18 protein-coding genes and 3 pseudogenes are annotated in these 19,264 nt (G+C 37.3%); 8 read left to right on the top strand and 13 right to left on the bottom strand.

Annotated features, from left to right (window positions below; genetic code table 11):
• Nucleotides 1–98: 98 nt before the first annotated feature.
• Genes IE222_RS19395 through IE222_RS19385 form a run of 3 tightly spaced genes read right to left on the bottom strand, consistent with a single transcriptional unit; the run spans nucleotide 99 to nucleotide 3,637 of the window.
• A complete protein-coding gene (locus IE222_RS19395) occupies nucleotides 99–1,964 on the bottom strand; it encodes a PTS fructose transporter subunit IIABC (protein ID WP_191275699.1) in 1,866 nt (621 codons plus the stop codon).
• Between the two features lie 15 nt (nucleotides 1,965–1,979).
• Nucleotides 1,980–2,891, bottom strand: coding sequence for a 1-phosphofructokinase (gene pfkB, locus IE222_RS19390; RefSeq protein ID WP_191275697.1), 912 nt, complete (start codon nucleotides 2,889–2,891; stop codon nucleotides 1,980–1,982).
• Nucleotides 2,888–3,637, bottom strand: a complete 750-nt coding sequence (locus tag IE222_RS19385; protein WP_191275695.1) for a DeoR/GlpR family DNA-binding transcription regulator — start codon at nucleotides 3,635–3,637, stop codon at nucleotides 2,888–2,890. The genes pfkB and IE222_RS19385 overlap by 4 nt, the downstream gene beginning before the upstream one ends.
• A 481-nt stretch (nucleotides 3,638–4,118) precedes the next feature.
• On the opposite strand from IE222_RS19385, the gene IE222_RS19380 reads away from it, so the two are divergent.
• Entirely contained in the window at nucleotides 4,119–4,535 is a 417-nt protein-coding gene (locus IE222_RS19380) for a DUF1284 domain-containing protein (protein WP_191275693.1), read from the top strand.
• A 66-nt stretch (nucleotides 4,536–4,601) separates the two neighbouring features.
• Here IE222_RS19380 and IE222_RS19375 read toward each other — a convergent pair whose 3' ends face one another.
• The gene (locus IE222_RS19375; protein ID WP_191275691.1) at nucleotides 4,602–5,042 is read right to left on the bottom strand and encodes a cell wall hydrolase; all 441 of its coding nucleotides are present in this window, start codon (nucleotides 5,040–5,042) and stop codon (nucleotides 4,602–4,604) included.
• Between the two features lie 73 nt (nucleotides 5,043–5,115).
• Nucleotides 5,116–5,692 (bottom strand): annotated as a pseudogene (locus IE222_RS19370) (LysE family transporter).
• A 203-nt stretch (nucleotides 5,693–5,895) separates the two neighbouring features.
• On the opposite strand from IE222_RS19370, the gene IE222_RS19365 reads away from it, so the two are divergent.
• The 3 genes and pseudogenes from IE222_RS19365 to IE222_RS19355 all read left to right on the top strand — a co-directional run.
• Nucleotides 5,896–6,198 (top strand): hypothetical protein, encoded by a 303-nt coding sequence (locus IE222_RS19365; RefSeq protein WP_191275689.1) that lies wholly within the window; start codon nucleotides 5,896–5,898, stop codon nucleotides 6,196–6,198.
• Nucleotides 6,199–6,279: 81 nt separating this feature from the next.
• Nucleotides 6,280–6,438, top strand: coding sequence for a hypothetical protein (locus IE222_RS19360; protein ID WP_191275687.1), 159 nt, complete (start codon nucleotides 6,280–6,282; stop codon nucleotides 6,436–6,438).
• 272 nt (nucleotides 6,439–6,710) lie between these two features.
• Nucleotides 6,711–7,037 (top strand): annotated as a pseudogene (locus IE222_RS19355) (redoxin domain-containing protein); the annotation flags it as partial.
• Between the two features lie 310 nt (nucleotides 7,038–7,347).
• Here IE222_RS19355 and IE222_RS19350 read toward each other — a convergent pair.
• From IE222_RS19350 to IE222_RS19335, 4 genes are all read right to left on the bottom strand, one after another.
• The gene (locus IE222_RS19350) at nucleotides 7,348–7,905 is read right to left on the bottom strand and encodes a cysteine hydrolase family protein (RefSeq protein ID WP_191275683.1); all 558 of its coding nucleotides are present in this window, start codon (nucleotides 7,903–7,905) and stop codon (nucleotides 7,348–7,350) included.
• 78 nt (nucleotides 7,906–7,983) lie between these two features.
• Nucleotides 7,984–8,199 (bottom strand): hypothetical protein, encoded by a 216-nt coding sequence (locus tag IE222_RS26490; RefSeq protein ID WP_223282817.1) that lies wholly within the window; start codon nucleotides 8,197–8,199, stop codon nucleotides 7,984–7,986.
• 265 nt (nucleotides 8,200–8,464) lie between these two features.
• Nucleotides 8,465–9,319 (bottom strand): phosphotransferase, encoded by an 855-nt coding sequence (locus IE222_RS19340; RefSeq protein WP_191275681.1) that lies wholly within the window; start codon nucleotides 9,317–9,319, stop codon nucleotides 8,465–8,467.
• A 164-nt stretch (nucleotides 9,320–9,483) separates the two neighbouring features.
• Nucleotides 9,484–9,888: a GNAT family N-acetyltransferase gene (locus tag IE222_RS19335; RefSeq protein WP_191275773.1), complete on the bottom strand. Its 405-nt coding sequence runs from the start codon at nucleotides 9,886–9,888 to the stop codon at nucleotides 9,484–9,486.
• A 221-nt stretch (nucleotides 9,889–10,109) separates the two neighbouring features.
• Here IE222_RS19335 and IE222_RS19330 point away from each other — a divergent pair, with 221 nt between their 5' ends.
• A complete protein-coding gene (locus tag IE222_RS19330) occupies nucleotides 10,110–11,387 on the top strand; it encodes an MFS transporter (RefSeq protein ID WP_191275679.1) in 1,278 nt (425 codons plus the stop codon).
• Nucleotides 11,388–11,613: 226 nt separating this feature from the next.
• Here IE222_RS19330 and IE222_RS19325 read toward each other — a convergent pair whose 3' ends face one another.
• Nucleotides 11,614–12,222 carry a flavin reductase family protein gene (locus tag IE222_RS19325; protein ID WP_191275771.1) on the bottom strand — a complete coding sequence of 203 codons (609 nt, stop codon included), beginning with the start codon at nucleotides 12,220–12,222 and terminating at the stop codon, nucleotides 11,614–11,616.
• Nucleotides 12,223–12,442: 220 nt separating this feature from the next.
• Nucleotides 12,443–14,349: pseudogene (locus tag IE222_RS19320) on the bottom strand (3'-5' exonuclease).
• Between the two features lie 237 nt (nucleotides 14,350–14,586).
• On the opposite strand from IE222_RS19320, the gene IE222_RS19315 reads away from it, so the two are divergent.
• Nucleotides 14,587–14,979 carry an ABC transporter ATP-binding protein gene (locus IE222_RS19315; RefSeq protein WP_223282816.1) on the top strand — a complete coding sequence of 131 codons (393 nt, stop codon included), beginning with the start codon at nucleotides 14,587–14,589 and terminating at the stop codon, nucleotides 14,977–14,979.
• A complete protein-coding gene (locus IE222_RS19310) occupies nucleotides 14,980–15,807 on the top strand; it encodes a GNAT family N-acetyltransferase (protein WP_191275678.1) in 828 nt (275 codons plus the stop codon).
• A gap of 102 nt (nucleotides 15,808–15,909) precedes the next feature.
• On the opposite strand, the gene IE222_RS19305 is transcribed toward IE222_RS19310, so the two are convergent.
• Nucleotides 15,910–16,716 carry a hypothetical protein gene (locus tag IE222_RS19305; RefSeq protein ID WP_191275676.1) on the bottom strand — a complete coding sequence of 269 codons (807 nt, stop codon included), beginning with the start codon at nucleotides 16,714–16,716 and terminating at the stop codon, nucleotides 15,910–15,912.
• Nucleotides 16,717–17,011: 295 nt separating this feature from the next.
• Nucleotides 17,012–18,568 carry an amidase family protein gene (locus IE222_RS19300; protein WP_191275674.1) on the bottom strand — a complete coding sequence of 519 codons (1,557 nt, stop codon included), beginning with the start codon at nucleotides 18,566–18,568 and terminating at the stop codon, nucleotides 17,012–17,014.
• A gap of 249 nt (nucleotides 18,569–18,817) precedes the next feature.
• Here IE222_RS19300 and IE222_RS19295 point away from each other — a divergent pair, with 249 nt between their 5' ends.
• Nucleotides 18,818–19,117 (top strand): DUF3243 domain-containing protein, encoded by a 300-nt coding sequence (locus IE222_RS19295; RefSeq protein WP_191275672.1) that lies wholly within the window; start codon nucleotides 18,818–18,820, stop codon nucleotides 19,115–19,117.
• The last annotated feature ends 147 nt before the right edge of the window (nucleotides 19,118–19,264 follow it).

Raw genomic sequence — 19,264 nt, 5'->3', positions numbered from 1 at the left:
GTGTTTAAGATTGAAAAAAAAAGAAACCACAAATTTGAAATGTCAAAAATGCAGTTTCCTTTTATCTATTTTTACATTAACCTGTGCCTAACATTTGTCTACTTTACTGGTTTTTTCAAGATCCCTAATAAAATGGCTGAGACAATTGCTCCTATCATCACTGCCAACAGATAGAGCAGCCAGCTGCCATCGACAAGCGGGAAAACAAAGATTCCGCCATGTGGTGCACGAAGGCTGATTCCAAATAACATTGACAGTCCTCCTGCAACCGCAGATCCAGCCATCACTGATGGAATGACTCGAACTGGATCCGCTGCTGCAAATGGAATCGCACCTTCTGTAATAAACGATAATCCCATAATATAATTTACCTTTCCAGCATCCTGGTCTTGTTTGCTGAATTTCTTTTTAAACAAAGTAGTAGCTAACGCGATGCCCAGCGGCGGTACCATGCCTGCTGCCATGATCGCAGCCATCGGCTCATAAACACCGTTTGCCAATAAACCAGTTCCAAATACATATGCCGCTTTATTGATCGGACCGCCCATATCAAATGACATCATAAGTCCTAAAATAATTCCTAGCAGAACAGCATTTCCTGTACCAAGGCTGGATAACCATTGTGATATAGCTGTATTTAAGGCTCCCACTGGATTATTGACGACATAAAGCATGATTAGGCCAGTTAGGGAAATACCTAATAATGGATAGAGTAAAATCGTTTTAATTCCCTCTAATGAAGCCGGAAGTCCTTTAAATACTTTCTTTAAACCAACTACCAGGTAACCAGCTAAGAAACCGGCAACAAGCCCGCCTAAAAAGCCTGCTCCACCGGTTGCAGCTAAAAGTCCTCCAACCATCCCTGGCGCAAAACCAGGACGGTCAGCAATACTCATAGCAATAAACCCTGCTAATACTGGTATCATAAGTCCAAAAGCATTTCCACCGCCAATTGTATTTAAAGCCGCGGCAAAAGCATTATAGGATGGATCATCAGGGTTAGCGGAGTGAATTCCAAACATAAAGCTTATCGCGATTAGGATGCCGCCACCGACAACAAATGGCAGCATGTTGGAAACTCCATTCATTAAATGCTTGTAAATAGTTGATCCTATTCCTCTTTTTTCTTCTGTTTTATTTTTTGCAGTATCATTTCCTCGATAAAGAGGGGCATCTTGTTTCAAGGCTCTCTCAATTAATTCTTGAGGCTTTCGTATACCATCTGCTACAGCCGTCTCAATTACATACTTTCCGTTAAAACGGTTCATTTCAACCTTTGTATCTGCAGCAACAATAACGGCAACTGCATCTTCAATTTCCTGAGACGTCAAGACATTTTTTACTCCGCTGGATCCATTGGTCTCAACCTTAATATCAACACCCATTTCGGCAGCCTTTGCTTTCAATGAATCTGCCGCCATATAGGTATGAGCGATGCCAGTCGGACAAGCTGTGACGGCAATGATAAAGTTCTTTTTACCTTCCATTGACTCGTCCTCTGCTTCATCTTCCTCATCATAATGATCAATGATAGTTAAAACATCTTGTTCTGTTTTTGCTTCTATTAATTGGTTCCTTGCCCCTTCGTTCATTAAAATGGACGATAGTCTGGATAATGCCTCTAAATGTATGTTGTTTGCCCCTTCTGGTGCGGCAATCATAAAGAATAGATGTGCTGGTTGTCCATCTAACGATTCATAGTCCACGCCGTCAGTAGAACGCCCAAACGCAATTGCAGCTTTTTTAACAGCTGTAGTTTTCGCATGGGGAATGGCAATTCCTTCACCGATACCAGTGGTGCTTTGTTCTTCTCGTTTCAAAATTGCTTCTTTAAACATTTGGCGGTCAAATAAAATATTCGCAGAATCCAACACATTAACGAGATCTTCAATCGCATCCAGTTTTTTAGTTCCATTTGTAGATAAACGAATAGTGTCTTTTGTTAATAGTTTTGTAATTTTCATAAGGATTCCCCTCGCTTATCGCCTTTCTATCTTTACTTGAGGCAGCAATTCTTCCACTTTTTCAAGTGTACATAGTCCAAGTGAAAAAGCAGTAGCACTACCAGCTGCAACACTATATTTGAAGGCTTCCTCAATATTTCCCGTTTTTCCAAAAGTCGCCACAAACGCAGCAACCATGGAATCTCCCGCCCCAACTGAACTTTTCATTTCCCCTTTTCGGACATTCGCTACCAAAGTGCATTCTTCATTAAAAAATACCGCACCTTTATCAGCTAGTGAGACGATGACATTCCGTACACCCATTTTGATAAGTTCTCTACCACATGGTAGTGCTTCTTCAATACTCTCAATTTTTGTTTGAAATAACTCACCAAGCTCATGGTGATTTGGTTTTATTAGAAACGGTTTCAATGGAACAATCCGTTTTAACAGGTCACCTTCAGCATCAACGACAAATTTAGCCCCGTTCTGGTTGCATATTTCGACCAATTCTTCATACATATTTTTCGGCATAGAAGATGGGATACTGCCTGCAAGGATTAAGCAATCCTCGCTGGTTAATGCACTGATTTTGCTTTTTAAAGAGTTTAATTCATCAGTTGTGACAGTCGGCCCTTTTGCATTGATTTCTGTCTCTTGTTCTGTTCTAAGCTTTATGTTAATTCGTGTATCATCTTGTATTTCCACAAAATCAGTTTCAATGTCAATTGATTTTAGATAATTTTCAATAAAAGCACCTGTAAATCCGCCAAGGAAACCAATTGCAATACCTTTTACATCAAATGTTTTTAAAACCTGTGAAACATTAATGCCTTTGCCTCCAGGAAATTTGGCTTCTGTTTTTGTTCGGTTTAATTGTCCTAACGTCATTCCATCAACTTCAACGATGTAATCGAGTGATGGATTCAACGTAACTGTATAGATCATGCTGTCACAACCTTAATATTTGTTTTACTAATAAAAAGTGCTTTTGCTTCAGTGCTTAATTTGTTGGTAATAATAGTGGCCTCACTTAACTCAGCAATCTTGGCAAACGCCACTTCGGAAAACTTCGATTCATCCGCAAGTACATAGGTTTTCCGTGAGTGTGATAAAGCTATCTGTTTAATTAATGCTTCCTCTTGGTCAGGTGTCGTATAACCAAACAGTGGATGAATCCCGTTTACACCTAGAAAGCATTTATCGAATCGGTATTTTTCAAGGCTTTCAACTGCTCCCCGACCAACCAAAGCCTTTGTAGTCGGCTTAATAAATCCGCCAATCAAATAGGTTTTAATATTTTTTTCGAGTAGTTCGTTTGCATGTGTTAATCCATTTGTCACAACAACGATATTGCTTGGAAGAAACTGAATCATTTCCAGAACTGTCGACCCTGCATCTAAATAAATGCTGTCCCCCTCTTCCACTAAACTGGCAGCAAATTGAGCAATCTGATTTTTTTCTTGAAGGTTTTTGGAAGATTTCTCTGTCATGGTTGGTTCAGAAAGATTACCTTGCAGTCTTGCCGCCCCTCCATGAACTCTCTTTAGCAGATTTCTTTCTTCTAGTTGAGTTAGATCCCGACGGATAGTTGATTCAGAGGAGTTTGTCAATTCAACCAGTTCTTGAAGCTTGATCGTATGCTTTTTCTTTAATGCTTCTAAAATTTTTTGATGGCGTTCTGGTTCTAGCAAAAGATGACCCCCCTTAAAACGCTTTCACGATATCAATACATTTGTATTTTACTTTCGAAATCATCGTAAGTCAATCAAAATATATCAAAAAACACCATAAACGATATAAAACAATCACAAACTATCAAATTCATTTTAACTTTATAAATAAAATACTTAATTCTTAACGGAATGCTGTTAAACTCCTGGTATCTCTATAATAAGAAAAAGATCGCCGCAGCGATCCCATTAGTTAAGTGAATTTCTTCACAAACAAAATTACAACCTTAAATAGTAGCACTTCAATTGATAAAAAGGTTAGACGAAAAAGATAGCAGATGGACATTCTCTTGCCTTGCTTATCATAGCAAAACTCACTGTTACTAAAACAAAAATCTCTCAATTGTTAGTCCTGTTATGTTATGATGAATATTATATGTTTACCAAAAATAGAATAAAGTTAACTCTTTTAAATTAAACCTGCAAAATTGGGGGGAGAAATATGTTCAAGCTGCGTGGCCATCATCTTTTTTGCCTTCTTGGATACCGGGGAATGGGCTATTCTGCAGAATATGTGGAAAATATGACACGACTGCATCAAACCTTGAGAGAGGAGCCCGAGACGTTCATTCAGCTGATAAAAGGACCCGATCAACTATGCGAAAAATATCCCAATTCAGGAACATACCATTGTCAAGATGAGAGTATTTATGATCAAGATGCCGCTATTTTAGAAAAAATGGGACTGAAAGTCGGGCAAATTCTGAGGTGGAAAGACATTGAGGCTCACATCCGAAAGTTTGTCGTCCCATCCGATGTTCAAAAGTTTTGTGAAACTTGCTCCTGGCGATCATATGGAGTTTGTGAGGAAGGAATTCAAGAAATTCGTGAAGGGAAAGGCTTAAGGAAATTGAATTAAGCCTTCCCTTTTTTATTTTTATGTGTAGACTTTCAGTATACGTAAAAAGCCTACTCAAGTGTAAGCTTAACCAGAATAAACACTATCACATACTCCAGCTTTTGGTTCATAATAACAATGCTGTTTATATTGACCTGAATGAGGCTGACCGTACCATGTTGCAGGACATGGTGCATATGGATTAAAATACCAAAGGGAATATTTCGATGGGTGCTGTCTCCAGTATTCTAAATTTTGTTTTGCTAATCTTTTTTCAGAAGTTCTTGCTTTTTGATAAAATACATTTCCTTTTTGAACAGCTTCAAAGGAATAATTTCCTCCTTGCACTTGAAATATTACTTGGGGAATGGTTCTTAAACCTTTGAAATCTGAACAATCTGCTTTAAGACGATTAACTATGACATTTCCAACCATTAACATTCCCAGTTTTCCTTCACCCTCGGCTTCTGCTCTCATCATCCTTGCCATTAAGGCAACGTCCGAACTTCGGTAATTTACTCTTGGCATTTTTTTCACCCCAAAATTATAGTATGAATATAAGCCTGGATTGTTGTCTTTGTTTATATATTATGATGGTGGATCACAGAAAAATACTCACCGCAGAGTAAATCAACATTAAACACATCATGAACCGAACTGATTTATCATGCTTTGCAAAACATTTTTAAAAACCGAGCCACACCCCGACCACAAAAGAAGCGCTAGCCATCCTAGAAAAATAGTCAAAGCTAAATAAATCACGACGAACTTTAAAGAATCATGAAACGGCAAAATAAAAACGCTCATCACTGTTAAAAAGAACAGGATGCTTTTAACATTTATGATTTGAAGGATAAAACCGGTTAAAAAAGAAGATTGCCTATTTCAAGTGCTCTCCCCCGAACTCTTATTTAACCCCACCTGCCAAGTTAGATAGAGTAGATAGATTACACCCGCAATTTTAAAATATGGCTCAATAAAAGGGATGAAATTGTATAAACCCGCAGTAAATAAACCACTCATAATTCCAAGGACCGCAAATCCTGCCAAGATGCCGCTAATAAACCGCCAGACCCTGCAAAACCAAACCTTCTCGCTTCATTCATCATTAAGATGTTACTTGGTCCTGGCGTAATAGACTTAATAATGACATACGATAGAAACGCTACTATACTCATAGATTCACCTTCAATCATTTACTATTCAATAACCAATATTGTAAGATGATATTAACTATAAATAAAATTGAAATTTATAAAATCATTATCATTTTTTTCGATACATCATACAATTTTGGAGAATTTTATGGAAATTAGACACCTTATAACGTTAGTTCGATTAATGAATAGGAATAAAACTAAAAAAAATGAGGAGTGATATTGTGATCAATCGTGTTAACGAGAAATTGGAAGCAGCCCTTAATGATTGGGAAATGATGAAGACGGCTTCAGAAGATGAAAGAGAAGAATGTGCCGAACGGTTCGAGATGCATTTTTATCAGTTTATAGAAGAATTAAAGCTTTGGTATCAGAAGTTAGAACAGCCACCAGAAACGATGGAAGAAGCGGAAAATCTTATGGAAATAAAAGAAATGCTGGACCGCTTGCCTGCACCGCTTGAACTCAACTTTTATACTGAACTTGAGTTAATCATTGAAGGACAGGAGCAGGTTCGCTATGATTAAATGAAATTCATCAAATCCTCGGATATACCTATTCTTTTTGTAAATAATAGGATTGTTAACATAAATTGAGGAGGATTTTATATGCCACGAAATCAACAAACCAATGAGAATTTGGATTCTATAATGAAACCAGAATTCTCCGGAACCAATCCCCAAAAAGTAAAACAAGAAATTCAAAAAGACGTAAGCGCTGGACAAGGTGCAATGACTTCCCGGGAGGCAGGCGCTATGCGTGATTAAAAAAACCACTTTGTGGTTTTTTTCTGCTTCAAAATTAAATACTTTTCATCTCTCATTTCGATTAAATGAACTATAAAAAGGAGTTAAATATGCGAACCAAAATTGTTATATTGTCCTTAATTTCTTTTCTAGTTTTGTCAGCGTTTGGACAAAAGACGCTTACCAAACCCATTACTTTATTAAATCACGAACAACAAGAAGTAACATTTCCTTTAGAAAAACCAACAGTATTCTTTTTTATAACAACCTATAAATGAACACTCTGCCAGAAGCAGCTGGTTCAGTTGCATAAAAATATGAATAAATTAAATGGAATGGATATTGAAACGTTTGTAATTAGCAGCGATTCACCAGAAGAGCTACGTTCATTACATAATAAATTGAAGAAAACCTTTGGAAGCAGCCTCTCCTTTATTTCTGATCCTCAATTAAAATTAATTAAAAAAATGGGAATGAAGAAAAATGATGTAGCTTATAGAGGTTTTGCGATGCTAGATAAAGAGGGGAATACTATTTTCAATACAAAAAATGACCATTGGGGAGAGGAAATAGAGAAAACAGTTGAAAAGATTAAAGAAGAATATAAAAAATTAAAATAGAAAAGTTAGTTATTAATTCTCTAACCCGAAGATAATCCGAACAATATAGTGCATTACCCCTTTATTTATTCCATAAACAAGGAAAAATTGAAAAAGCTATTTATGAACCTTACTCCTTAATAACGGGAGCTGTGCATTTTTCTTGTTACACTACTGGAATGGTTGGTTAGAGAGATACATTTAAAGGCTGTTCATTCAAAACGCTCAGAGAATTTACTCTGAGCGTTTAATTTTATCGTTTCGCTTATTCATTCATTAGTTTCACAACTCTAAAAGTTTTGTAACATATTTCAATGCTGCACTTTTTAATTTACCGATATGAATCATGAGTTGGATGAAATAAGTCTTCCTCTGCAAATCTGACAACTGAAAAGTGCTCTACATTATAATGACCATGAAGTGTTTTATTATGATGCTTGATAATTTGTTCTGCACTTAATACTTCGCTGTCCGTTGTAGAATGGCCATCACCAACCAAAGTAACATCCAAACCGCTAATAGTGGCTGTTCTGACTGCAGTATCGATACAATATTGCGTTGCACAGCCCATAATTACAACATGTTCAATTTTTTGAGATTGTATATGATCTATAAGTCCTGTTCCGTGGAAGGAATTTGTTGCGGTTTTATCAAAAATCTTAGCATTCAAAGGGACATTAATTTCATCATGAACTTGAAATCCCTTCCCTTTACCGCCAGCCACATCCAGATCTCTTACGAAGACAACTGGAACATTAGCTTTTCTAGCCTTTTCGATTACTAAATTGATATTACTAATAAGCTGTTCTTTATTAAAAACCGCACTATCTTCAAGGTTCCCATCAATTAATTCTTGTTGGGCATCAATAATTAATAATGTTTGATTCAAAATCATTTTCCCCTTTCTATTAAGGGGACCGTTTAGACGTATCCCCTTTTGAATTTTTCAAGTTAACTCATGCATTCATTATTGAATTAGAACATTTGCTATATATTGAGCACTGCCTGCTAAATTGATAAATTCAACTTCTAAAACATAACGTCCTTTTATATTTGGGAATTGAAATTCTCCCGAATCATCCAATGGAAGTACGATTCGCTTGTCATCTTTTAATAAGGCGACCTTGATTTTTGGGTCAGTCCAAATATCTCCCCCATTTTTTTCGTTCTCTATAAATTCCAATGACACCCTCTCATTTGGAAAAACCTTTACCTCCTTCAGTGATGATGCGGATTCTTCCAGATCTGCTATTGTTTTCTGTACATCTTCACTAGCTGTTTTCCAACTAATATTTGCTTCTGTTAATCAAATAGATGAAATATCGAAATTTAAATGCGCAGTTGGAACACCAACGTCATAATCTTCGGCAAAGCACCCCGTTAGTGTAAAAGCAAAAAGCAATACTATTAATAATTTGAAAAAAAACTCTCATATCTTACCTCATTGTTTAATGCATTTTTTGGAGTTGATTGCACCAGTAGTTCCATGCTTTATAGTATTCTTCAAAATCGTGTGGATGGTGTTTTATGCAAGCTCCTAGTCTCAGGTATAAACCTATAAGAACGTTTTTATATAAAAATGAATGGCTTATTTCGTGTTTATTTGTCAAATGGCTTGCCGCTGAATCTATAGTTTCTTTTGTTAAATCATCTGGGGATGAACAGAAAGCATAGATTAAATCAAATAGAGGGTCTCCGATGACAGGCGTTGGATCAATCACACCATTTAACTGTCCATTATTAAAGATGAAATTATGTACACCGCAATCCCCATGCAATAAGTAAGGCTTGCTCTCATTGTTCATGTTTTGGGCAATGGTTAATAGGAAGTCATGATGGTGATAATCAAATCTTGAATGAATAATGTCCTTTGCTGCCATGATTTCGTCTAGTAAAAAACTCTGCCAAGAATCTTGTGGCTGGTCCGCCCATCCCCAGCCAACATCCTTAGGAACCGACTTATAATGGTTTTGCAGACCCTGCACAAGTTGCTTGAGCATTTCCTTTTTATTTTCTCTATCATAATTTGTAGAACCAACTATGAAGGAATAAACTATGTACTTGTATGAATTTTCCACGAATAGAAGTTTGGGTAATAAAGGTGAGTTCCTGTAATGATAAAGAAAACTTGCCTCCGATTTAATAATCTGAGGAGCATTAGACTTGACCACATACTTACAATCTCCCATGTTTAGGAGATACAACTCACTGACTGTACCACCGTTTAATTGTTTATATTCCATAGGTTCTGAATTAATGATATGATTGTGAATTAGTTGTTTAATAATCTTTTGAATTTCCATGAGAATCCCTTCTCACTCTCCTTTACAAACAAGCCTCCACCCACTTACATTATATTTAATAAAACCAATAATTACTAAATAAAATCTCTGTTTGCCAATCATTTACGTCCCAGAAACACAATAACGCTTGGAATCCCAAGCGTTTTTAACCCAATTTTCCCTATTTATCTTCCAGATTGCATTTTATGGTTCCTCAGAATCATTCCATTTACCTTTATCATTCCGAACTTTTCATAGTACGGAACTAAATCATCATCACAACATAAATCTATCATATATATGTTATTAAGCTGTTTTAGCATCTTATTAACTAATTCTTTGCCAATACCTGCATTTTTATATTCTGGTAAAACTTCAAGAAGTGGAATGTAGACTGAAAGAACTCCATCACTAATTGCGGAAATAAATCCAACCACTTGATTTCTACTTTCATCAAATGCAATAACTACTTTATAGCTGTTTTTTAACAGTTTTAAATGAGTTTCTGGATTAGGTGGATTTATCCAATCCACAAAAAATCCATTCAACATAGCGGGCGAAATACCTTCAATTGAATTCTTATATATAATCATACAATCAACTCCTAATTTCTTTTAAATTTATTAGGGAGATGATTATCTATCAAAAATGAAGTAACAATAACGTGACCTCCAAACATTTTTAGACTACCATAATACATTCGTCAAATAATTTAAAAATCCTGTTTATGTTAGACTTTTTAAAAATGGTTTGTCCCCTTACAACAACTCCATATATATATATAAATAAAAACCAACAGGAGTAGAAATCATTGGACAAACAAAATAGCGGATTTAGATGGGTTGTGTTTGCTTCCGTATTGTTTACTTATTTGTTCATGGCAAGCCAGCGAACCGCCCCGGGGTTGATTACAGACCAATTAATGAGTGACTTTCATGTAACGGCAACAACAATCGGATTGCTGACGAGTATTCAATATTTTGTCTACACTGGTCTTCAAATTCCGATGGGACTCCTGGCCGATCGTTATGGGCCTAATTTTTTTCTCATTATAGGGGCAATCCTTACAGGTCTTGGAACCATCCTCTATAGCCTTGGTACGCATGCATTTGTCCTGTTTTTTGCCAGAATACTAACAGGGACGGGGGATGCAACCATCTGGGTCAATGTGGTGTTAATTTTGAGCCAATGGTTTAATGCCAAGGAATTTACCCGATTAATTGGTGTGGCAGCCATGACAGGCAGCCTTGGATTCCTTTTGGCGACAATTCCTTTTTCCTTATTGATTGAACTGCTTGGCTGGAGAGTTGCCTTTTTTTCAACAGGGCTGCTTTTATGTCTATGCAGCATTCTCCTCTATTTTGTCCTTGTCAAAAAGCCGAAACAATCAGTATTTGTAAAAAGGAATACACAACGGGAAAAAACATTTGTTCTACTTAAAAGAATATTTTCGAATCGGCAGGCATGGGCTTTGTTTTTGTGTCACTTTGGGATTGTCGGAACCTATGTAGGGTTTATTAGTTCTTGGGCCGTGCCCTACGGGATGAATGTGTATGGAATGACACGTTCGGATGCGAGCCAGCTAATTTTGATTGGTCTTGTCGGCGCGCTTATTGGGTCTCCTTTTGTTAGTTGGATTTCAAGTCGTTTAGGAACCATTAAACAGCCTTATATTGTTTTTCATATCATTCTTTTATTATGTTGGTCTACCTTTCTTATATTTCATGGGAATCCGCCATTTTCCCTGCTAATATTGCTTTTCTTTATTATTGGCCTTGCCTATGGGGCAAATTCCTTAACCTTTGCTTCTGTTCGACAAACATTTCCTTTAAAAGAATCTGGCATTGTCTCTGGATTTGCGAATACCGGTGGATTTCTGAGTGCCGTCTTGCTGCCGAGCATTTTTGGAATTGTATTGGATCATTTTCAATCCGTGTCAAACAGTATTGCTGAAGGGTACTATTACGGGTTCATCACACCCGTCATCTTTTCCATAGCTGGCTTGATTGGAGTGATACTTTTAAAAGAAAGCGTCAAGGTTAAGGAGGAATCAGTTTCTAATCCAAAAAATCAATCCAGTAAAATATAGTAAAACGGGTTCGATTTGAAAGCCAAAGGGGGATTTAACCACTTAAAGGAGGTGCAGTTCGGCACCCCTTTTTCATTTAGTCATAAAACTCTCTCTCATTGACCGTTACATTTTTTTGCTTGGGGCAATTAATGCCCCCCTTTTTATACTGAAAGGAAAATATCGAAAAAGATTACACATAAAAACCACTTGGTTGAACGATGTTCCAAGTGGTTCTATATATCAACTATTTAGGTCTTTCAATTTCAAAGATTTCCCCGATTTTCGCATAATCGTTCCCCGCCAAACGGCTGACGGCAGCAAGTCCCCTAGGGTCGATTCTTTCGTTTTCATAAATGTCATTTTCAACATGAAACTGAACAACTTTTCCTATAATTAGATCGCAGGCAGGCGAATCGCCCCCTCCTAATTCTAAGGACTGTTCCAGAATACACTCCATTCTGATTTTCGCTTCCTTCACTCCTGGAACGGAAACCTTCACACTATCCGCTGTAGTGAATTTCGCCAGCTCGATTTCACTTTGATCTGGTGGAAGGCTCGCGGCTGTTTGATTGACTTTTTCAACATTTTGCTCATCCACGATATGAACGACAAACTCCTTGGACTCGATGATATTTCTTGCTGTATCCTTTTGTTTTCCCATTGATCGTTGAATGGATAGGGAAATCATTGGGGGATTAGCAGACACAATATTAAAATAACTAAACGGTGCACCATTCAACACTCCATCCTTCGACATCGTTGTAACAAAAGCAATTGGTCTTGGAATAATGCTGCCTATTAGAAATTTATAATTATCCTTTACAGACATTGAGAATGGATCGATGGATCGCATTGAAATCATTCCTTTCTTTTAATTAAGGCAAAATCTTTATTGTAATAATCCTATTTCTTTATTTATTCTATTCCTTATGTAGACATTCCTTCTTCAACTATTCCGACAGCCCTCACCCGTAGAATACGTTTATGATGATAGTTTTCACATTTTTTTATAACAAAGCTAAAATAAAAAAAAAGAGCCTATAAATACAATTTATAGACTCAAATAAACGTGCTTAATTTATCTTCTCCAATCCGCTTTTCTCTTGCTTCCGCTCCTGCAAAATCTCGTCAAAATAATGGGTAAATTCCGATTCTGCCGAGTATGACAAGCAAAGAAACTGCTTCGCTCTAGTCATGCCGATATACAGAAGAGAAACCTCCCTCTCCTTATCTTCCTCTAATGGAAACGGCATCGAGTCGACATTGACAATAAAGACAGCTTGGAAATCTAAACCTTTGCTGCTATCGATGGTGCTGATTTTAATCTTGCCATCTTCCTTTTTAAACGATCGCTTAGAAATATCATTTTCTGTGATCCAGTAATACGGCAGCCCTGCCTCCTGTAATGATCGTTGGACAATGTCCACAATCGGATATTTATGCGTTCTTTTTACACGGTACAAAATCAACATTTCATCTAGTGGTACTTTTCTTTCATCATGCAGCTTCTTCATTTGTCTTGCCACCAGCCGCATTTCTTCAAAGAAATTAGCTGCCTTCATGATTCCTGGTTCGGGACCTTTACGCTTTGTACTTTGCGGGGCAATGATTTCCCCTTCCAGGTCGCGACTCACCACTTTATTTTTAAACATCGAATGCTTGCGGAAAAAATCCCAGGCAAACTTGACAATTTGCTTTGTGTTCCGGTAATTAATTGTCAAAACCTTTGACCGTCCTTGAAAACTTAAACCGGTATCCTGCAAATAAGAACGTTTCCGTTTATAGATGTCTTGAGCGCGGTCCTCTACTAATAAAAGTGATTGAGTATTAGCGTTAATTAGTAGACTAACTAATCGCAGCCAATCCGCCCCAAAGTCCTGTCCTTCATCAATCAAAACCGCATCATAGGTTGGCAGAATCGCTTCGCCCTTTTCAATTTTTTCAATAATTTCCGGCAGCTGGTACTCTCTTATTTTTAAATCATGCTTCAGCCAAGCATGGAAATTTCGAATAATGATGTTTTGATTCTCCACTTCTTTCGCCGATGCAGAAAAATCGAACAGGTCCTCCGGTTCATTTAACATATGGACAATCATTTGCTGTATCGCATTGGCCAAAGAAATGTTATAGCACAAGATTAGTATTTTCCAATCAGGGTTTTGCTTCGATAACATCTTAGCCCGGCTTGCTAGTATAATCGTCTTCCCGCTCCCTGCTACTCCACGGATTAACCGGTTCTTATCACCAATTTGCTTCGCCAAGTTCTCCTGATGCAAATCCATCGTTTTAATATCGTGCAACGATAACAGCAACTGATCCTGATAAGGTACTGGCGGTTTAAATTCAGCGCTAATTCGAACTTCAGGAAACAAGTGATACCGGATAGCATTAATGTCCTCAGTTGAAAGCGGCTCCCGTAATCGAAAAGGAACTACAAACATATTTAGTATCTTTTCCATTAGGACTTCTTCGGAAAACCCTTCTTTATCCGGATCGATTTCATCCCTTGTTAAACAAAGATGCGGTTCAATAACAGTATATAAACCTTCCTGAATAAAGTCCTTAGCATACATCCTGGTAAAAACAACCCCGTGCCCATATGGGAATTTCAGCTGGAATTTATATTTCCCTTCTAACTGAACAAGGTTTTTATCTTTTTTCAATACATCCACGACATGAAACATATTATCCCTTGCCTGCTTCATCGGGCTTTTGATCACCGCTTGATCGCCAGATGTGGTGACGATATGCCATTCATCATGATTTATTTGAAAAAGGGTATTTTTGGTATAATCCTTCACTTCCAAAACTACAATTCCAAGATCTGGACCGATAATCACAAAATCCGGCCGCTTTCCTTGAATCTCCGGTTCAAAATAAACAATATAATCATCTGGCAGAAATGTTTTTAGGTCCGGAAAAATAACCGCTCTCCTGCTGTTGCAGATGAACGAATATTTTCTGGTACTGTTATAGCCATAATAAACGCTCCAAAAATTGCATTTTTCTCCATTATACTACAAATATGACTTTAGACCCTATAATTTCTCAGATTTAACAGTACCTTTTGACTTATTTTTTTACATTTTTCTACTAAACAAAACAAAATCCTCCAAAAGTATTGTTTTTTTAGACTATTATTTTAATAATAGGATTGAGGAAATAATCAACTTTATATAAATATGATTGCGAATTTCATGAAAGAGATGTGAATATTATGATTAAAGGTATCATTGATAAATTATTTAAACCCGTACCTCAGCCTGCCCACCCAAAGCCCCAGCAAATCAGCCCTGCTGAAATTGAGGCACTAATTGATGCAAAACTGAAAGAACATGCTGCTGCAATACATCCTACTCCTGAGATGGAGCAGAATGAAAAGCAACCAGCGAATCAAGACGACTATAAACTAACAGCTAAGCAAATTGAATATGCCCTTTCTTTAATTGATAAGGTAAGCCATGAATTTGAACTAGCTATAGGTCCAGCTGAATTAACGGTAAAAGATTTAAACCGCTTAATCGCCTATCAAAAATTTAAAAACAAAGGGACGCTAGTCAATCTTGTTAAAAAAGGTGTTTTAAAGAGAAAAGCAATAGGGGTGAATTGAATGCTAACCAAGAAAGAGTTATTCGAAATTAAAGTGCTTCAACAAGTTTGTGAGAAAGAAGGCGGCTTCCAGTTAAAGCTTAATTTTGATATGTTAGAAAACCGAACAGCATGTTACCAGGAAGACTTCTTACATTATGAAGATGGCGAACTCGTTGGTTTCCTTGGCAGCTACGGGTTTGGCAATAAGGTAGAGCTTTGCGGAATGGTGCACCCGGAATACCGCTGTAAAGGAATCTTTTCGAAGCTAGTGAAAATGGGCTTGGAAGAAGCAAAAAAACGAGAGGTCATAACGATTTTGTTGAATGCTCCAGCAGAATCACAATCGGCAAGGGAGTTTTTAAAAACCGTTCCATGCACCTTTAAGTTTGCAGAATATCAAATGAAATGGCATGATACTGAATTGAGCGAAGACGAGGTCATTACCATTAGACCTCCCATGTCAAAAGAAGATGATGAAGCGGAGATCCAACTAGACATCGCATGCTTTGGATTTACTGAAAAAGAAGCCCTTGATTTTGCAAAAATGATTAGGGAGAACAGCTATGATCAAAGACTGATCATTGAAGCAAATGGGCAAACTGCTGGTAAAATGCGTGTTTCTGAAATGAACGGAGAAGCATGGATTTTCGGTTTTGCCGTTTTTCCAGAACTCCAAGGACAAGGAATCGGCAGAAAAGCACTATCAAAAGTGGTTAAAATGGAATATCAAAAAGGGCTGCCTATATTCTTGGAAGCAGAAGCAAAAAATGCTCATGCTTTGAGATTATATGAATCTTGCGGATTTAGAAGCTATCAGGCGCAGGATTATTATCTATATCTGGGTTAACGCTAAATCACAGGTTAAAATCGATGCAAACTATTTTAAAAAAATACCTGCTTCCGATTTCTGAAGCAGGTATTTTTTTCCTAGAAATAAGATGCCTGTTCTTTAAATTTGCTCACATATTTCTAGAATTTCTTCCGTTTGTTCTATGATTGTAAAGATTTCATTCCAAGAATTCTGGGTATTAAGGTCTTGGGAGTGGGCAAGATTATTTCTTAATCCTTCTAATTTCTTGAAAAAATCTTTTCCCTTACTTTTACTTTCGATATGTAAGTGATTTCTTAAAGTTTCATCATGTATGACAATATCCCTTTTATCACAAATCTGTAAACAATCACTTAATTCAATTGCTTCATTACGAGCTTTCCGTCCCATAAATAATTTCTCTGCCGCTTCAATTCGATTAGTTTGTAAATATTTTTTCCAAGTATCATTTGGGAGGTAATAATTAATCAGCCTGACGAGATGCATTTCTAATAATGAGATTAGCCCAAATAACAACATTCTAATCGGAGGTTTCTGCAGATCTGCCAGTGTAACGACCTTTGTCACGCGATTTCCTTCCAATACAAAAATTCTGTCAATTTCCTTAAAAATTAGAAGTGTGGTAATAAGGGCGGTTGAATCAGCGACAAGTTCTGTTGGGCTAAAATAGCGATAATAGTCCTTACATATTCCTTCTTTTATCTCATCTCTCATTAGATAACCAATGACTACACCGCTTTCTTCCATTCCAATAACATCATAATCATAGTCGATCATTTTATTCTTAACTTGTAAAGCATCATCCAAAACATTACAAGTAGCTAAGGGTTCAGCGATGCTGCCAACATGAATATTTTGTTCGAAAAGTGATCGAAGCTTATGATAAGAGCTTAATTTGTCTTTTTGAGACAATGAAATTTTCTCCATTCTATCTCCTCCCAAAAACAATTCACTTTACACTGGAATTGTACATTGAAGTCTTTGAATTAAACTCAATGTGGTTACTAAATATAATCTTTCCCTACTTTAATAAATAAGTCAACTTATGGCTGCTCCCTTCTTTTTTATAAAAAAAAATGTCCGTTCATGAATCATTAAAAAAACTCCCATGTAGAAGACCTGTTTTTAATGGCCCAACAATCTACAATAGGAGTTTTTATATGGATAACTTTTTTCACGACTTACAAAGAATCTTTTGGAATAACCCTATTCTAGAAAGGTATTATTCTAGCTCGGGTGCTTTTCGGTGCTTAGTTCCTTCTTGATAAGCATAGGCAAGCTTAATTAAAGTAGGCTCGTCGAATTCTTTTCCTAATAGTTCGAGGCCGACGGGAAGACCATTGTCACTGAAGCCAGCAGGAACCGATATCGCAGGGAAGCCCGAGTAAGCACTTAAGCGATTGGCATTACCGGCACCTTGGCTCTTGCCCACCTCTGCTGGCAATGCGCTTGAAGTTGGGTAGAGCAGCGCATCAAGAGCATGTTCATTAAACACTGACATTAGGCTCTCCTTTGCCAATTTAGGACGAGTTGTGATAATGTCTTGGTATCTCTCATTATTTTCTAATGATTCGATTTCATTACGAGATTTTAATCCACTCTCCAAGCTAGGATGGAATTTCCCGCTTTCAATAATATCGGATAGCGTCCTTACAGGCGCATTCGGCCCAAGCTTGGCCAAATAATCATTTAACTGAAACTTAAATTCGTATCCGCTTAAGCTTGGATAAGAAAGAATTTGATTAAGATTTGGAACCTTTATTTCGAACACTTCTGCACCAAGCGCTTCCATGTCCGAAATGGCTCGATCCATAACTTTAATGACCTGAGAATCATTCCCATACAGCGCACGAATCACGCCAATCCGTGTTTTCTTCAATCCATTTTTCTTAAGATAATGCGTATAGGTTTTTGGAACATTTCCAATACTTGCTTCAGTAACTGGGTCTTGCGGGTCAAAGCCGGCAATTGCATCGAGCACGACCGCCACATCTTCAACCGAACGGCCCATCGGTCCCCCTACATCCTGAGATAAGGCAAGCGGAATGATACCATCACGACTGGCAAGTCCCATTGTCGGACGAAGTCCTACTAAATTATTAAAGGATGAAGGGATTCGAATCGACCCGCCCGTATCTGTTCCTAAACCAACAGTGGCAAAGTTTGCGGCAACGGCTGCTGCTGTACCACCGCTTGAACCACCTGGGTATCTAGTTACATCATATGGATTATAGGTTTGACCGCCAAGGGAACTAATAGTTTGGAATCCGAAAGCAAATTCATGCAGGTTTGCCTTCCCTATGATGAGGGCACCCTCATCTATTAATCTCTTCGTTTGATACGCATCCTTTAAAGGAATGGAACCTTCAAGCGACAATGATCCGGCAGTAGTTGGCATATCGTATGTATCATAGTTATCTTTTAAAATAACTGGTATTCCATGCAAGGAACCGCGAACCATTCCCGCTTTTCGCTCTTTATCCAGCTGCCTTGCTTCTTCCAATGCATCCTCGTTAACTTGAATGATAGAGTTAATGCTGTCATCGTACTCCTCGATTCGATCTAGGTAGAATTGAACCAGTTCCTCAGATGTTAAGACTCCCCTTTGCATCGCATGCTGCAATTCAACTATCGTTGCTTCCTCAATCTCTACTGCTAATACTCTTTCAGCAACAGGGCTCGCTGAATTATCAGCAGCACTAGCTGGAGCTGCGTACAGTCCCGAAACTAATACTAAAGCCGTTAAGAAAACGATCAATTTGTTATATAATCTTCCCATTTGAACCCTCTCCATTTTTTCAGAATAATTAGAATATACTAATCTATATCCAAATTGTAAATAAGAGGAAGGTCCCGTGAGACTAAATTTTATAGGAAGTAATTACCAAGAAAAAGGAATCATTTCATATTATTACTTGATCGGCGTGGAACCTTTTATACAAAATAGCTATTTATAAGGTTTTATTTAGAATGACATAGGGAATGTATTAGACAAGCACATTTAATCAATTAAAAAGGAGTGTTTTTCATGGATAATCAGTTAGATCAGCAGAAGATAGAAAACCAGATTAACAAAAACGGAGATGCCTTAACTAGTTTTGATGATTTCCGGGAATATCTTAGTGGTAAAGTTAGTTTAGGGAAAAAATTAGGTATGGATGAAGAGCAGTTAGCCAACTCTGCTCAGAAAGTAGCTGCTTACCTTGCGGAAAAGGAACCTCCTAAAAATTCCGAGGAACGTTTATTACAGGAGCTTTGGAACGTAGGTACTGAGGAAGAGCAGCATAAACTGGCTCATATGCTTGTCCGCTTAGTGCAACAAACCTAAACATACCATAAATTAACGGACAGAAAAGCCTCTCTTTAGAGGCTTTATTTTTTTCTATTAAACTTTGTCCTAAGAATGAACCCTCCTTAGCTTTAGTTCACTTTTTAAAATTAAAAAAGCCGTTAAAATCATAATCTTAACGGCTTC

Origin of the sequence: Neobacillus kokaensis, from assembly GCF_014656545.1 — a bacterium.
GTDB lineage: Bacteria > Bacillota > Bacilli > Bacillales > Cytobacillaceae > Neobacillus > Neobacillus kokaensis.
This window is presented reverse-complemented; position numbering and strand designations above follow the sequence as displayed.

Excerpts from the sequence above, each read along its gene's own strand:
- IE222_RS19395 (WP_191275699.1), bottom strand. The coding sequence starts at position 1,964 with ATGAAAATTACAAAACTATTAACAAAAGACACTATTCGTTTATCTACA.
- pfkB (WP_191275697.1), bottom strand. The coding sequence starts at position 2,891 with ATGATCTATACAGTTACGTTGAATCCATCACTCGATTACATCGTTGAA.
- IE222_RS19380 (WP_191275693.1), top strand. The coding sequence starts at position 4,119 with ATGTTCAAGCTGCGTGGCCATCATCTTTTTTGCCTTCTTGGATACCGG.
- IE222_RS19375 (WP_191275691.1), bottom strand. The coding sequence starts at position 5,042 with ATGCCAAGAGTAAATTACCGAAGTTCGGACGTTGCCTTAATGGCAAGG.
- IE222_RS19360 (WP_191275687.1), top strand. The coding sequence starts at position 6,280 with ATGCCACGAAATCAACAAACCAATGAGAATTTGGATTCTATAATGAAA.
- IE222_RS19340 (WP_191275681.1), bottom strand. The coding sequence starts at position 9,319 with ATGGAAATTCAAAAGATTATTAAACAACTAATTCACAATCATATCATT.
- IE222_RS19325 (WP_191275771.1), bottom strand. The coding sequence starts at position 12,222 with ATGCGATCCATCGATCCATTCTCAATGTCTGTAAAGGATAATTATAAA.
- IE222_RS19315 (WP_223282816.1), top strand. The coding sequence starts at position 14,587 with ATGATTAAAGGTATCATTGATAAATTATTTAAACCCGTACCTCAGCCT.
- IE222_RS19310 (WP_191275678.1), top strand. The coding sequence starts at position 14,980 with ATGCTAACCAAGAAAGAGTTATTCGAAATTAAAGTGCTTCAACAAGTT.
- IE222_RS19305 (WP_191275676.1), bottom strand. The coding sequence starts at position 16,716 with ATGGAGAAAATTTCATTGTCTCAAAAAGACAAATTAAGCTCTTATCAT.
- IE222_RS19300 (WP_191275674.1), bottom strand. The coding sequence starts at position 18,568 with ATGGGAAGATTATATAACAAATTGATCGTTTTCTTAACGGCTTTAGTA.
- IE222_RS19295 (WP_191275672.1), top strand. The coding sequence starts at position 18,818 with ATGGATAATCAGTTAGATCAGCAGAAGATAGAAAACCAGATTAACAAA.